This is a genomic window from Nocardioides guangzhouensis (assembly GCF_004519545.1).
Classification (GTDB): domain Bacteria; phylum Actinomycetota; class Actinomycetes; order Propionibacteriales; family Nocardioidaceae; genus Nocardioides; species Nocardioides guangzhouensis.
In genome coordinates this window covers 16,982-30,688 of the sequence record NZ_SDKM01000026.1, presented here as the reverse complement: position 1 = coordinate 30,688, position 13,707 = coordinate 16,982, and the positions used below count along the sequence as shown (strand labels likewise).

14 protein-coding genes are annotated in these 13,707 nt (G+C 70.7%); 5 read left to right on the top strand and 9 right to left on the bottom strand.

Features of this window, described 5'->3' with window-relative positions; translation table 11 throughout:
- Positions 1–462, bottom strand: coding sequence for an Lrp/AsnC family transcriptional regulator (locus tag EKO23_RS16820; RefSeq protein WP_134719283.1), 462 nt, complete (start codon positions 460–462; stop codon positions 1–3).
- Between the two features lie 80 nt (positions 463–542).
- On the opposite strand from EKO23_RS16820, the gene hppD reads away from it, so the two are divergent.
- Both hppD and EKO23_RS16810 read left to right on the top strand, forming a co-directional pair.
- Positions 543–1,760, top strand: coding sequence for a 4-hydroxyphenylpyruvate dioxygenase (gene hppD, locus EKO23_RS16815; protein ID WP_134719282.1), 1,218 nt, complete (start codon positions 543–545; stop codon positions 1,758–1,760).
- Positions 1,761–1,883: 123 nt separating this feature from the next.
- Positions 1,884–2,600 carry a tetratricopeptide repeat protein gene (locus tag EKO23_RS16810; RefSeq protein WP_134719281.1) on the top strand — a complete coding sequence of 239 codons (717 nt, stop codon included), beginning with the start codon at positions 1,884–1,886 and terminating at the stop codon, positions 2,598–2,600.
- Between the two features lie 6 nt (positions 2,601–2,606).
- On the opposite strand, the gene EKO23_RS16805 is transcribed toward EKO23_RS16810, so the two are convergent.
- Positions 2,607–3,884 carry an MFS transporter gene (locus tag EKO23_RS16805; protein ID WP_246051138.1) on the bottom strand — a complete coding sequence of 426 codons (1,278 nt, stop codon included), beginning with the start codon at positions 3,882–3,884 and terminating at the stop codon, positions 2,607–2,609.
- Positions 3,881–4,345, bottom strand: a complete 465-nt coding sequence (locus tag EKO23_RS16800; RefSeq protein ID WP_134719280.1) for a MarR family winged helix-turn-helix transcriptional regulator — start codon at positions 4,343–4,345, stop codon at positions 3,881–3,883. The genes EKO23_RS16805 and EKO23_RS16800 overlap by 4 nt, the downstream gene beginning before the upstream one ends.
- Positions 4,346–4,482: 137 nt before the next feature.
- Here EKO23_RS16800 and EKO23_RS16795 point away from each other — a divergent pair, with 137 nt between their 5' ends.
- Positions 4,483–5,988: a S28 family serine protease gene (locus EKO23_RS16795; RefSeq protein WP_134719279.1), complete on the top strand. Its 1,506-nt coding sequence runs from the start codon at positions 4,483–4,485 to the stop codon at positions 5,986–5,988.
- 71 nt (positions 5,989–6,059) lie between these two features.
- On the opposite strand, the gene EKO23_RS16790 is transcribed toward EKO23_RS16795, so the two are convergent.
- From EKO23_RS16790 to EKO23_RS16775, 4 genes are read right to left on the bottom strand one after another with little or no spacing between them, the layout of a single operon-like run.
- Positions 6,060–6,794 carry a PI-PLC domain-containing protein gene (locus tag EKO23_RS16790; RefSeq protein ID WP_134719278.1) on the bottom strand — a complete coding sequence of 245 codons (735 nt, stop codon included), beginning with the start codon at positions 6,792–6,794 and terminating at the stop codon, positions 6,060–6,062.
- Positions 6,795–6,850: 56 nt separating this feature from the next.
- Positions 6,851–7,627, bottom strand: a complete 777-nt coding sequence (locus EKO23_RS16785; protein ID WP_134719277.1) for an amino acid ABC transporter ATP-binding protein — start codon at positions 7,625–7,627, stop codon at positions 6,851–6,853.
- Complete coding sequence (locus tag EKO23_RS16780; RefSeq protein ID WP_134719276.1) at positions 7,627–8,418, bottom strand: amino acid ABC transporter permease; 792 nt, start codon at positions 8,416–8,418, stop codon at positions 7,627–7,629. The genes EKO23_RS16785 and EKO23_RS16780 overlap by 1 nt, the downstream gene beginning before the upstream one ends.
- Before the next feature lie 45 nt (positions 8,419–8,463).
- Entirely contained in the window at positions 8,464–9,264 is an 801-nt protein-coding gene (locus tag EKO23_RS16775) for an ABC transporter substrate-binding protein (protein ID WP_175582709.1), read from the bottom strand.
- 46 nt (positions 9,265–9,310) lie between these two features.
- On the opposite strand from EKO23_RS16775, the gene EKO23_RS16770 reads away from it, so the two are divergent.
- Entirely contained in the window at positions 9,311–9,847 is a 537-nt protein-coding gene (locus tag EKO23_RS16770) for a DUF1697 domain-containing protein (RefSeq protein WP_134719275.1), read from the top strand.
- On the opposite strand, the gene EKO23_RS16765 is transcribed toward EKO23_RS16770, so the two are convergent.
- Positions 9,819–11,075, bottom strand: a complete 1,257-nt coding sequence (locus tag EKO23_RS16765; protein WP_134719274.1) for an MFS transporter — start codon at positions 11,073–11,075, stop codon at positions 9,819–9,821. The two genes, EKO23_RS16770 and EKO23_RS16765, sit on opposite strands and share 29 nt — an antisense overlap.
- Positions 11,072–11,608 carry an ArsR/SmtB family transcription factor gene (locus EKO23_RS16760; RefSeq protein ID WP_134719273.1) on the bottom strand — a complete coding sequence of 179 codons (537 nt, stop codon included), beginning with the start codon at positions 11,606–11,608 and terminating at the stop codon, positions 11,072–11,074. Before EKO23_RS16760 ends, EKO23_RS16765 begins: the two co-directional genes overlap by 4 nt.
- 146 nt (positions 11,609–11,754) lie before the next feature.
- Between EKO23_RS16760 and EKO23_RS16755 the strand changes: the two genes are divergently transcribed.
- Positions 11,755–13,575 carry a bifunctional metallophosphatase/5'-nucleotidase gene (locus tag EKO23_RS16755; protein WP_134719272.1) on the top strand — a complete coding sequence of 607 codons (1,821 nt, stop codon included), beginning with the start codon at positions 11,755–11,757 and terminating at the stop codon, positions 13,573–13,575.
- Positions 13,576–13,707: the final 132 nt, after the last annotated feature.

Below are 13,707 nucleotides of genomic sequence, written 5' to 3'. Positions count from 1 at the left end.
TCAGCCCACCGCGGTCCGCGCCAGCGGCAGCACCCGGTAACGCACCTGCGCGGCGAGCGCGATCACCGTCGTCGAGCGAACGATCCCGTCGTTGCTCAGCACCCGGTCGATCACCCGCTGCAGGTCGGCGTTGGAGCGGGCCACCAGCCGGCACCACATGTCGCCGGCGCCGGTGATCGTGCACGCCTCCAGCACCTCGGGGATCTCCGCGAGGTGTGCCGCGACCGCGTCGTGGCCCGCGCCCTGCCGGATCTCGAGGGTGAGGAACGCGGTCACGGGGAAGCCCAGCGACTCGGGGTCGAGATCGGGTCCCCACCCGGTCACGACCCCGCGCTCGACCAGCTTGTCGAGCCGGGCCTGGACGGTGCCCCGGGCGACGCCGAGCCGGCGCGACGCCTCCAGGACTCCGATCCGCGGCTCGGCGGCGAACAGGTCGAGCAATGTGACGTCGAGATCGTCCATCGCGGCCTCCAGACTGGACAGGTTGCACAGCGTTTCGACGTACTGTTGCACACCTTGTCCGCGCTCGACAGGCTTACGGCATGACCCAGACTGCATCGACCGGTGGCGCCCTGACCGCCGACGAACTCAAGGCCGACCTGACCCTCGACCAGCTCAAGCAGCTCGTCGGGCTCGTGGAGTACGACGCGACGAACGACCCGTTCCCGGTCACCGCGATGGACGCGGTCGGCTTCGTGGTCGGCAACGCGACGCAGACCGCGACCTTCTACCAGCTGGCCCTGGGCATGGAGCTCGAGGCCTACCGCGGCCCGGAGAACGGCTGCCGCGACTCCAAGAGCTACGTCCTGCGCTCCGGCTCGGCGCGCTTCGTCTTCACCGGCGGCGTCACGCCCGACAGCCCGGTCCTCGACCACCACCGCAAGCACGGTGACGGCGTGGTCGACCTCGCGCTCGAGGTGCCCGACGTCGACAAGTGCGTCGAGCACGCCCGCGCGATGGGCGCGAAGGTGGTGCTCGAGCCGCACGACCAGTCCGACGAGCACGGCACCGTCCGCATCGCCGCCATCGCGACGTACGGCGAGACCCGGCACACCCTGGTCGACCGCTCGAGGTACTCCGGCCCCTACCTCCCCGGCTACGTCGCCGCGACCACCAAGGTCACCCGCCGCGAAGGCCACCCCAAGCGCCTGTTCCAGGCCGTCGACCACTGCGTCGGCAACGTCGAGCTCGGCCGGATGGACGAGTGGGTCGAGTTCTACAACAAGGTCATGGGCTTCACGAACATGGCCGAGTTCATCGGCGACGACATCGCCACCGACTACTCCGCGCTGATGTCGAAGGTCGTGGCCTCCGGCAACCACCGCGTGAAGTTCCCGCTCAACGAGCCGGCGGTCGCGCAGCGGAAGTCGCAGATCGACGAGTACCTCGAGTTCTACGCCGGCGCCGGCTGCCAGCACATCGCGCTCGCGACCAACGACATCCTGCGCTCGGTCGACATCCTGCGCGACAACGGCATCGAGTTCCTCGACACTCCGGACTCCTACTACGACGATCCGGAGCTGCGGGCCCGCATCGGCGAGGTCCGGGTGCCGATCGAGGAGCTGAAGAAGCGCAAGATCCTCGTCGACCGCGACGAGGACGGCTACCTCCTGCAGATCTTCACCAAGCCGATGGGCGACCGCCCGACCGTGTTCTACGAGTTCATCGAGCGGCACGGCTCGCTCGGCTTCGGCAAGGGCAACTTCAAGGCCCTGTTCGAGGCGATCGAGCGGGAGCAGGAGCTGCGCGGCAACCTCTGATCTGACCTTTCCGCAGCTGTAACGCGGTGTTCATGTCACTTAGTGCGGGTTCGAACGCCTCCTAGGTGACAAGAACACCGCGTTACATGCGTTCGGGGGCGGCGGTTGCGGGAGCATGGACCCGTGGCCGACCCCGCGGAGCTCTGGGACTTCGACGACCCCGTCGCGAGCGAGCAGCGCTTCCGGGAGGCGGCGGTCGGCGAGGACAGCGCGGTGATGCTCACCCAGGTGGCGCGGGCGCTCGGCCTCCAGGAGCGGTACGCCGAGGCGCACGAGGTCCTCGACGAGGTCGCCGCGCACCCACGGCTCAGCCCCGAGGTGCAGGCGCGGGTGCACCTCGAGCGCGGCCGGCTGCACCGCTCGGCGGGCGACGCCGCCGCCGCCGAGACCGAGTTCGACGTGGCGGCACTGCGCGCCCGGGCGGCCGGCCTGGAGGCGCTGCACATCGACGCCCTGCACATGCAGGCGCTGGTCGCGGACCCGGTGGACGCGGTGATGATCACCGAGCAGGCGCTGGCGCTGGCCGCGGTCGCCGAGGACGAGGGCGCCCGCAACTGGGACGCCTCCCTCCTCAACAACCTCGGCATGCTCCGGGTCGAGGCCGGTCGGCTCGAGGACGCCCTTGACACCTTCGAGGACGCGCTCGCGGCCCGGGAGCGGATCGGCGTACCGGCCGACGTACGGGTGGCTCGCTGGATGGTCGCCTGGACGCTGAGGCTGCTGGGCCGCACCGACGAGGCGCTGGCAGTGCAGCGCGAGCTCAAGGCCGAGCTGGAGGCCGCCGGGGCGACCGATCCGCACGTCGACGAGGAGCTCGCGCTGCTCGAGGCCGGGGGCTGAGCGCGCTCAGCCTGCGTCCCCGGTGGCGACCAGCTCGCCCTCCGCTCGACTGTGCGTGGCGACCGCCTCGGGCCGCAGGTGCTTCGCGCCGACGGACATCACCACGACCGAGACCGCGACCGCGGCGGCGCCCATCCAGAACGGGGCATGGATGCTGACCTCCTCACCGAGCCGGCCGGCCAGCCACGGCGCAACCGCGCCACCCGAGAACCTGACGAAGCTGTACGCCGCCGAGGCGACCGGGCGCTCGACCGGTGCGGAGCCCATCACGGCCTCGGTGATCAGGGTGTTGTTGACGCCGAGGAACGCGCCGGCCAGGATCACGCCGACCACCAGCGTGGCGCGCGAGTCGGTGAGCACGGCCATCATCGCCAGGTCGAGCGCGAACAGCGTCAGCGCGCCGATGATCACCGGCACCGTCCCGAAGCGCCGCTGCAGCGCGGGCGCGGTCCACACCGAGGTGATCGCCAGCAGCACGCCCCACCCGAAGAAGACCCAGCCGACCTGCGAGGCGGTCATCGCCAGCGGGAACGGGGTGAACGCGAGCAGCGTGAAGAAGCCCATGTTGTAGAACAGCGCGGTCAGCGCAACGGTCAGCAGTCCGGGGTAGCGCAGCGCCCTGAACGGCTCGGCCAGGGCCGTACGCCGGGCGGGCGGGGGAGTGCGCGGCAGCAGGACCGCGGTCGCCACGAAGGCCACCGTCATCAGCACGGCGACCCCGAAGAACGGCGCCCGCCAGCTGATCGAGCCGAGCTGGCCGCCGAGGATCGGGCCGGTCGCGATGCCGAGGCCGAGCGCCGCCTCGAACAGGATCACGGCCTGGGCGACCGAGCCGCGCGACGACAGCACGATCGTGGAGAGCGCGGTGGCGATGAACAGCGCGTTGCCGAGACCCCAGCCGGCGCGGAAGCCGACGATCGCACCGATGGTGTCGGACGCGCCGGCCAGCGCGGAGAAGACGATGATCAGCGCGAGGCCGGTCAGCAGGGTGCGCTTGGCGCCGATCCGGGAGGACACGACGCCGGTGACCAGCATCGCGACGCCCATCACCGCCATGTAGCTGGTGAACAGCAGCGAGACCTGGCTGGGGGAGGCGCCGAGCTCGTCGGCGATCGGCTTGAGGATCGGGTCGACGAGGCCGATGCCCATGAAGGCGATGACGCACGCGAACGCGACCGCCCAGACGGCGCGCGGCTGGCGCATCATCGAGGCGGGGGTGCCGGGGTCGTCGACGAGGTCCGGCTGGTGCTGGGGTCCGTGCTGCTCGGTGGACGTGGAGGTCACGAGGGTCCTTCCAGGATCGGCGTCTCGAGGATCGTGCGGAGCACGGACACGGCCGTGGCGAGGTCCGCGGGGCTGTGGGTGGTCTGGCGGGCGAACCGCTCGGAGACGTCGGCGGCGATGGCCCTGCGTACGTCGGCCAGGGCCGCCGCGCCGCTGTCGGTCACCGTGACCCGGGCGGCCCGGGCGTCACCGGGGTCGGGCTCCTTGGTGACCCAGCCGCGCTCGACGAGCCCGTTGACGGCGCCGGTCATGGTCGGCTGCGAGCAGCGGTCGAGCTCGGCGAGGCGGCCCACGCCGAGCGGGCCGTGCTGGTCGAGGAGCGAGAGCACGCGCAGCCCGGCCGGCGGCACGGTGTCGTTGCGGTGCCGGGCAGCTCGGACCAGGCGGGCGGCCTGGACGACGAGCTCGCCGCCGAGGTCGGTGATCCCGCGGGCGGGGACGGTCGCCGGGTGGTGGGCCATGCCCGCAGTTTACATAGGAGTCCTATGTAACGCCACGGCGACCTCACGGAGCGCGGTTGTCAGAGATCCGGGTTAGGGTGTGGCCCACGCCACGACCGGCGTACGCCAGCCAACGACCAGCTCGGGAGGTCTTTCCCATGTTCCGTGCCCGCAAGGCGGCCCTCGCGGCCGTCGCCCTCGCCGGCACCCTCGTCGCCGGACTCACGGTCGGCACTTCGGCCGCGACCTCGGCGCCCGCGCCCACCACCACGCCCACCACCACGACCGCGCACGTCGGCGCCACCAGCGTCGACCCGAACGCCGACATCAAGGACCAGGTGGCGGCGCTGCCCGGCGTCTCCTCGGTGACCGAGGCGACCGCGCCGGCCGGCTACCGCTTCTTCCGGATCACGGTCACCCAGCCGGTGGACCACCAGCACCCGAAGGCCGGCACGTTCGAGCAGCGCCTCACCCTGCTGCACAAGGACACCAGCCGCCCGATGGTGATGTACACCGGCGGCTACTACGTCTCGCAGAACGCCTCGCGCAGCGAGCCGACGCAGATCGTCGACGGCAACCAGCTCTCCATGGAGTACCGCTTCTTCGAGCCCAGCCGGCCGGCCAACCCGGACTGGCCGAAGCAGCTCACGATCTGGCAGGCCGCGACCGACCAGCACCGGATCATCGAGTCCTTCCAGCAGCTCTACACCGCCAACTGGATCACCACCGGTGGCTCCAAGGGCGGCATGACCGCGACGTACCACCGGCACTTCTACCCCAAGGACGTCGACGGCACCGTGCCGTACGTCGCCCCCAACGACGTGATCGACAGCCAGGACGTCTACAACCAGTTCCTCGACAACGTCGGCACGGACCCGGCCTGCCGCGACGCGATCACCGCGCTGCAGCGACGCGTGCTCGGTGTGGACCGCGCCTGGTTCACCGACAGGACCCGCACGGAGTCCGAGGCCAACGGCTACACCTACGACATCGTCGGCGACATGGACGTCGCGATGGAGTCGGGCGTGGTCGACGCGTTCTTCGCCTTCTGGCAGTACTCCCCGCAGTCGCAGTGCGCGGCCGTCCCGAACGCGGCGACCGCGACGAACGACCAGGTGTGGAGCTGGTTCGACAACGTCTCGCCGCTGACCGTCTACGCCGATCAGTCGGTGGGTTACTACACGCCGTACTACTACCAGGCGGCGTACCAGCTCGGTGCCCCCGAGCCCTACGAGACGCGTATCGGCGACCTGCTGCACCATCCGGGGGCCGACGTCGCGCTGACGTTCGTGCCCGGCGAGCTCAAGCCGATCGACTTCGACGACAAGGCGATGCCGAACGTCGACCGCTGGGTGCGGACCTCGGCCACGCAGATGCTCTACGTCTACGGCGGCAACGACCCGTGGAGCGCCGAGCCGTTCGACTGCGGCAAGAACGCGGAGAAGCGTGAGTGTGCCCGCTACTACGTCACGGGCGGCACGCACGGGTCCCGGATCTCCCAGCTGCCGGTCGAGGAGCAGGCCGCGGCGCGGGCCATGGTGCTGAAGTGGGCGGGCCTGACCCCCGCCGACCCGGCCGTCAAGCAGATCGCGAAGACCGGCCACCCGAGGAAGAACGACACGCTCGACATCAAGCCGGACTACCTGACCCGCCGCGGGCTCTGACGAGACCGCGTCGGACCAGCGGCACCGCGGCGGCCCCCTCTCCGGAGGGGGCCGCCGTGCGTCCCGGGCGGTCAGGCGTGGCCGTTGCGCTGGAACCAGACGACCATGTCGCCGAGGTCGTCGGCGATGACCAGGTCGACGTCTGCGGCGACCAGCTCCGGCCACATCCGCCGGTTCGTCCCCCAGAACCGGATCTGCCGGCCCTGGCGGTGGGCCTCCGCGACCAGCGCCCGCAGCCGTGCGCGTTGCCGTCGGGACATGGGGAACCACCCGCGCCAGCGGAAGAGGTGCGACCACTTGGCGCTGACCATCGTGGTCACCGGTGACAGCCGGCCGGTCGAGAGGTCCTGGATCCGGCCGTCCGCGCTGCAGTACCGCACCGGCTCCGCCTCCATCGCCGGCAGGTCGACGTGGCCGCTGACGACCACCGCGACCGGCCCGTCGACCACGCCGGCCGTCTCGTGCCGGACCAGCATCGGGGCGTACGCCGCGAGCTGGTCGCGCAGCACCGGCCAGGCCGGCGCCCCCTCGGACTTCACGTCGACCAGGAGCACCAGCGGGTCGTCGGGGTAGATCCGGCCGGACTGCTCGACCAGCTCTGCGAGCGGGTCGAGGTACGTCGTGGCGAGCGTCCGGCCGGGGACCAGGTCGCCCTTGCTGTGCCCGACCAGCAGCTCGCCGCCGACCAGGTGGATGTCGGCCTCGATGGCGGCGAACCCGTGCGCCAGCGCGTCGAGGAGCGGCCGGGCCTGCGCGTAGTCGTTGTGGGCGAACGCGCGGGTCAGCCGCCGGCCGATCTCCGACATGGCGCCAGCGTAGGCGCTCGCCGGGCCCGTGCCGGGGCAGCGTCGCCGGGCAGGGGCTAGAGCACCTTCGACAGGAACGACTGCGTGCGCTCGTGCTGCGGGTTCGCCAGCACCTCGGACGGCAGGCCCTCCTCGACGATCACGCCGCCGTCCATGAACACCAGCTTGTCGCCGACCTCGCGGGCGAAGCCCATCTCGTGGGTGACCACCATCATCGTCATGCCCTCCGCGGCGAGGTCCTTCATCACCGCGAGCACGTCGCCGACCAGCTCCGGGTCCAGCGCGCTGGTGGGCTCGTCGAACAGCATCATGTCCGGGTCCATCGACAGCGCCCGGGCGATCGCCACCCGCTGCATCTGGCCACCGGACAGGTGCGCCGGGTAGGCGGACTCCTTGTCGGCGAGCCCGACCTTCGCGAGGTTGCGTCGGGCCACCTCGACCGCCTCGGGCCTGCCGCGCTTCTTGACCCGCTGCTGGGCGATGGTCAGGTTGCGCAGGACGGTCATGTGCGGGAACAGGTTGAACTGCTGGAAGACCATCCCGATGCGCGAGCGCAGCCGGTCGACGTCGGCGTCGGGGTCGGTGATCTCCTCGCCCTCGACGAAGATCTGGCCCTTCGTGGGCGTCTCCAGCATGTTGACGCAGCGCAGCAGGGTCGACTTGCCGGATCCGGAGGGCCCGATGACGCAGACGACCTGGCCGTTGTCGACGTGGAAGTCGATGCCCTTGAGCACCTCGTTGTCGCCGAAGTACTTGTGCAGGTCCCGGACGTCGATGGCCGCTCCGTGGCGGGCGTCGCCGGCGGTGGCGGACGTTCTCTTCTCGGTGGTCATCAGCGGGCCCTCTCCGCGCGGCTCTCCAGGCGACGTACGACGATCGACAGCGGCACCGTGATCAGCAGGTAGCACAGGCCGATCACGATGATCGGGGTCAGGTTGGCCGCGGTGTTCATGCCCTCGCGGCCGAACTTGGTCAGCTCGTACTCCTGGTAGGAGAGGCCGAGGATGTAGACCAGCGAGGAGTCCTTGGTCAGCAGGATCAGCTCGTTGGTCAGCGGCGGCAGGATGACCCGGAACGCCTGCGGGATCACCACGCTGAGCATGGCCCGGGCGTGCGACATGCCCAGCGAGCGGGCCGCCTCCATCTGGCCCTTGGGCACCGCCTGGATACCGGCGCGGATCGTCTCGGCCATGTAGGCACCACCGACCAGGCCCAGGGCCAGGGTGACGGTGCCGAGGTTGCCGAACGGGATCTCCCGGTCGGGGAAGGCCAGCGGGACGCCGACCGAGAGCGCGAGGAACACCACCAGCGCGGGGAGTCCGCGGAACAGCTCGATGACGCCCGTGGCGATCCAGCGGTACGGCCCCACGCTCGACAGGCGCATCAGGGCCAGGACCAGGCCCAGCGCCAGGCCGAACGTGAAGCCGCACGCGGTGTAGATCAGGGTGTTCTTCAGGGCGACGGTGATGACGTCGGGGAACTGCTCGCGAATGATGTCCGGATCGAACATCGCGCGCTTGAGCTCGCCCCAGTTCGCGAGCAGCAGCGCTGCCACCAGCACGATCGCCAGCACGGCGTACTGGACGAGGCGCCACCGGGCAGCGCGCTGTCGGGGACTCGCCATGGTCAGGTCACTCTTCTCTCGGGGTCAGGAGGGGACGAGGAGCGATCAGCTCGGGCTCTCGCCGAACCACTTCTTGTAGACCGAGTCGTACTCCGGGCTGGCGATGCCCTTGTTGATGGCGTCGAGCAGCTTGTCGTTGCCGCCCTTCTTGACCGAGAAGCCGTACTTCTCACCGGTCTGGAACTCGGTGGCGACCTCGACGTCGTCGTTCTGGCTGACGTAGTAGGCGAGCAGGCCGTTGTCGTTGACGCCCGCGTCGGCCTTGCCGGTCTTGACCGCCGCCTCCATGAGGGCGGAGTCCTCGAACGAGACGATCTTGGCGTCGTCGGGGGCGTTCTTCTTGACGTAGTCGGCGCCGGTGGTGGCGTCCTGGACCGCGATGGTCTTGCCGGCGAGCTGGTCGAGGGAGGTGATCCCGGCGCCCTTCTTGGTCATCAGCGCCTGGGTGGCCTCGAAGTAGGGGTCGGTGAAGTCCATGACCGCCTCGCGCTCGGGGGTGATCGTCATGGCGCCGGCGGCGACGTCGCACTTGCCGGTGTTGAGCGCCTCACCGGAGACGATGGTCTCCCAGGAGATGTCGACGACCTTCGTCTCGAGGTCGTTGGCGTCGGCGGCGATCTCGAGCACATCCGGGTCGAACCCGACCGTCTTGCCGCCCTCGGTGTACTCGAAAGGCTCGTAGGGCAGGTGGGTGCAGATCGTCAGCGCGCCGTCGTCGACGAGCTTGATGCCCGACTCGGTGGTCGTGGAGGTGTCCTCCTTGGCGCAGCCGGCGAGGGCGAGCGCGAGCACCGCCAGCGCGGCCACCGGGACGAGCTTCTTCGTCGTGGTCCTGGAAATGTCCATACCAGTCACCCTAGAGGCAGCCGGTCTGGTCCGGCACGATGGCCCCATGCCGTCGTACGTCGCGTTCCTGCGGGCCATCAACCTCGGTGCCACGCGGAAGTTCCCCAAGGAGGCGGTCAAGGCGGCCGTCGAGAAGGCGGGCGGGACCGCCGTCGAGACCTACATCAACACCGGCAACGTCCGGTTCGACTCGACCCTGCGCTCACGGGCGAAGGTGGAGAAGGGGCTCGAGGACGCCTTCGCTGCGGACCGGGGCTTCGAGGTGCCCACGATCGTCTTCACGCTGCCCGAGCTGGCGGAGATCGCCGCGGACGCCGAGGAGCTGGCTGCGGGTCGCGACGAGGGGCTGCGGCACTACGTCTCGGTGCTCAAGGCGGCGCCGTCCCCGGCCACGGTCGAGGCGGCCGAGGCGCTGTCCGACGACCACGAGCGGATCGTGGTCCGGGGACGGGCAGCGCACCTGCTGCTGGGGGAGAACTACCACCAGGCGACGCTCGACAACGCAGCCGTCGAGAAGCTGCTCGGCGTCGCCACCAACCGCCGCGACACCGTGATCAGGGCGATGGCGGAGAGGTGGTGCTGAGCGCGGGCTCGCGCTCGGCGAGCCGGTGCTCGAGGTTGCGCACCGAGGACGACGTCAGGGTCAGCAGGCAGACGGCAGCGTAGGCCACGGCGCTCCCGACCAGCACCGTCTGCAGCCCGAGCCAGTCGCCGAGCGAGCCGTAGAGCAGCTGCCCGACCGGGATCGCCACGAACGAGCCGAGCGCGTCGTAGGAGTAGGCGCGCGAGAGCAGCTCCTCGGGCACGTTCTCCTGCATCGCGAGGTTCCAGCCCAGTCCGAAGACCTCGAAGCCGGCGCCGGCGGCGGCGATGCCGAGCGTCAGCGGCAGCAGGTGCGGGTCGAGGCCGAGCATCAGCAGCGGAGCCGAGAACACCAGGCAGCCGAGCATCCCCGCCCGCAGGGGGAACCGGAACGACACCCGGAGCAGCACGGCGGTGGCCAGGAGCAGGCCCACCGACTCCGCGGAGACGACGTACCCCCAGCCGCGGATGCCGATGGTCTCCTTCGCGACCGCGGGCCCGAGGGTGTTCCACGCGCCGGCGTGGATCGCGTTGAGCACGCCGAACCCGAGCACCACCACCCACAGCCAGGTGGTCGAGCGGAACAGGGTCCAGCCCTCGCGCAGGTCGTGGACGACGCCGGCCGTCGGTGCCGTCGTACGGCGCGGCAGGCGGACCGGGAGCAGCAGCGCCGCGGCGACCAGCCAGGTGGTGGCGTCGACGGCGAGCGCCCAGCCCGGGCCGACCAGCACGACGAGAACGGCGGCGACGGTCGGCCCGAGGATGGCCAGGCCGCCGCGAGCCATCGAGAGCAGCACGTTCGCGGGCTGCAGCATGGTGCGGGGGACCAGCTGCGGGATCATCCCCTGCATCGCCGGGAACGCGGCCGCGGACGAGGTGCCGTTGACCGCCTCGATCGCGACCAGGTGCCACAGCTCGGCCTGTCCGGTGATCACGAGGTACGCCGCGCAGGCCTGCGACAGCGCCGAGACCACGTTGGAGACCTGGATGACGAGGCGCCGGTCGACGCGGTCGGCGATCACCCCGCCGATCAGCAGGAAGACCACCATCGGCACGTTGCGTGCGGCCAGCACCTGGCCGAGCGCTGAGGCGCTGTCCTCGACCGCGAGGACCGCGAACGCCAGCGCGACCGGGGCCATCATCGACCCGGTGAGGTTCACCGCGCGCGAGAGGAAGAAGTAGCGGAACTGGCGCTCGGCCAGCGGGGCGAACGACGCACGCCGGGTCATGACGGGTCCTCCTGCTCCATCTCGAAGAAGGCCGTGGTCAGGCTGACCCGGATCGTGCCCCCGGTGCGCGGCGGGCGAGCCGACTCGTGCAGGCGGGACGAGGCGGCGGTGATCGCCTCCTCGACGGCCCGGTAGTCCTCGGGGGTCACCCACAGCTCGGCGTCGCTCAGCCCGCCCCGGGCGCCTCCGACCTTCGTCCGCCGCGCTCGGCGGACCAGCTCCTCGGCCATCGCCCGCACGTAGACGGTGCGGTCCTCCAGCGTGGCCCGCTTCGGGCTCTGCCCACCCAGACCGCGTTGCCACGGGTGGCGGTAGCGCTTGGCGACGCCGCCGCGGATCTTCTCCTCCGAGGCGATCTCGAGCTCGCCGGCGTCGAGCAGCACCCGCAGGTGGTAGGACGCGTTGGCGTGGGTGATCCCGAGCTCGCGCGCGACCTCGGCAGCGCTCAGCTCCGTCCCGGTCAGCAGCGACAGGATCTGGAGCCGGACCGGATGGGCGACCGCCCGCAAGGCGTGGGTGGCATCGTCGGCCATGACAACCCTCCAATGGTTCTTGGGGAGTATGGGCTCCCGCCGGACCAACTGTCAAACACTTCTTGGGGGGTTAGGTGCTTGACACGCACTCGGGACCGTCGAGTAGAAAGACCCGGCCCACTCCGTCCGACTGCTCGGGAAGTCCCATGACGCTGCCTGCCCTGCCCACCACGCGCCGTACGTTCCTCACCGGGGCGGCTGCCCTCACCGCGGTCGGCTACACCGCGGGTGCCGCGGCCGGCACCACCGCCGCCGGGGTCCCCTGGGCCCGGCTCACCGTGCTCGGCACCACCGACCTGCACGGCAACGTCTTCAACTGGGACTACTTCAAGAACGCCGAGTTCACCAACGCGGCTGCCGACGACATCGGCGTCGCGAAGGTGGCCACGCTGATCGAGGCGCTGCGGCAGCGGCACCGCGGCGAGCCGGTGCTGACGCTCGACGCCGGAGACACGATCCAGGGCACGCCGCTGGCCTACTACTACGCCCGGATCGCGCCGATCACCGAGGGCGGCGTGCACCCGATGGCCAAGGCCATGAACCTCGTCGGGTACGACGCCGCCGCGCTCGGCAACCACGAGTTCAACTACGGCATCGAGCACCTGCGGACCTTCGAGTCCCAGCTGGACTTCCCGCTTCTCGGCGCGAACGCGGTCGACCCGGTGACCAAGCGGCCGGTGTTCCCGCCGTACGTCGTCAAGGAGCTGCCGCTGCACAACGGCGTCAAGGTCAAGGTCGGCATCCTCGGCCTCACCAACCCGGGCATCGCGATCTGGGACAAGGCCAACGTCGAGGGCCGCATGGAGTTCCCGGGCCTGGTCGAGCAGGCGAAGGTGTTCGTGCCGCGGCTCAAGGCGATGGGCTGCGACGTCGTGATCGTCTCCGCCCACTCGGGCGCCGACACCAGCTCGTCGTACGGCGACGCACTGCCGTACCCGGAGAACGCCTCGACCCTGGTGGCCGAGCAGGTGCCGGACGTCGACGCGATCCTGGTCGGCCACGCGCACAAGGACATCCCGCAGCGCTTCGTCCGCAACCAGGTCACCGGCCGGGACGTGCTCCTGATCGAGCCGCTCTACTGGGGCATGCGGGTCGCCGTGATGGACCTGCGGCTGGAGCTGCGCGGTCGTCGCTGGCGGGTCGCCGGCGCCACCGGCCAGACCCTCAACTCCAACACCGTCGCCGAGCACCCGGCGGTCGCCGCCGCGGTGCGCGAGCAGCACGACACGGTGGTGCGCTACGTGAACTCCGTGATCGGCACCTCGGCGGCCGCGATGTCCGCGGCCCGGGCGGTGGTCGAGGACGTGCCGATCATCGACTTCGTCAACTACGTGCAGGCCGACGCGGTCAAGGCAGCGCTGCCCGCCCAGGACGCCGCGCTGCCGGTGCTCTCGATCGCCGCGCCGTTCAACCGGGGCGCCAGCTTCCCGGCCGGCGAGGTGACCGTGCGCGACGTGGCGGGGCTCTACATCTACGACAACACGCTGCTGGCGGTGAAGGTGACCGGCCAGCAGGTGAAGGACTACCTGGAGTACTCCGTCCGCTACTTCAAGGCCGTCACCACGATCGGCCCGGTGCCGATGTCGGAGGTGACCAACGCGGTCACGCCGGAGGCGCCGAACGGCACCCCCGACTACAACTTCGACTCGGTGGCCGGGCTCGACGCCGACCTGACCTACGACATCGACCTGGCCCGGCCGGTCGGCGACCGGATCCGCAACCTCGCGTACGGCGGGGTCCTCGTCGCCGGCCCCGAGCAGTTCGTGCTGGCGGTCAACAACTACCGGCAGAGCGGCGGCGGCGGCTTCCCGCACGTCAAGACCGCCGAGGTCGTCTACAACCGCCAGGTCGAGATCCGGCAGCTGCTCATCGACTGGGTGACCGAGCACGGGACCATCGACCCGGCGCAGTTCGCCTCGTCCGACTGGCGGCTGGTCTCGGGCGGGTCGCCGATCACGGTCTCCTGACCGTCCCGGCGCCGCCGCGAGGTGCCTGAGGGCACGTCTCTCGAGTCAGCGCCTGCTGCACGGGCTTTCGCATCCGATCTGGCGGCGTTGTCGGCGACTCGTCGGGACTTCGTCCCGCCTTCGCACCTCCGC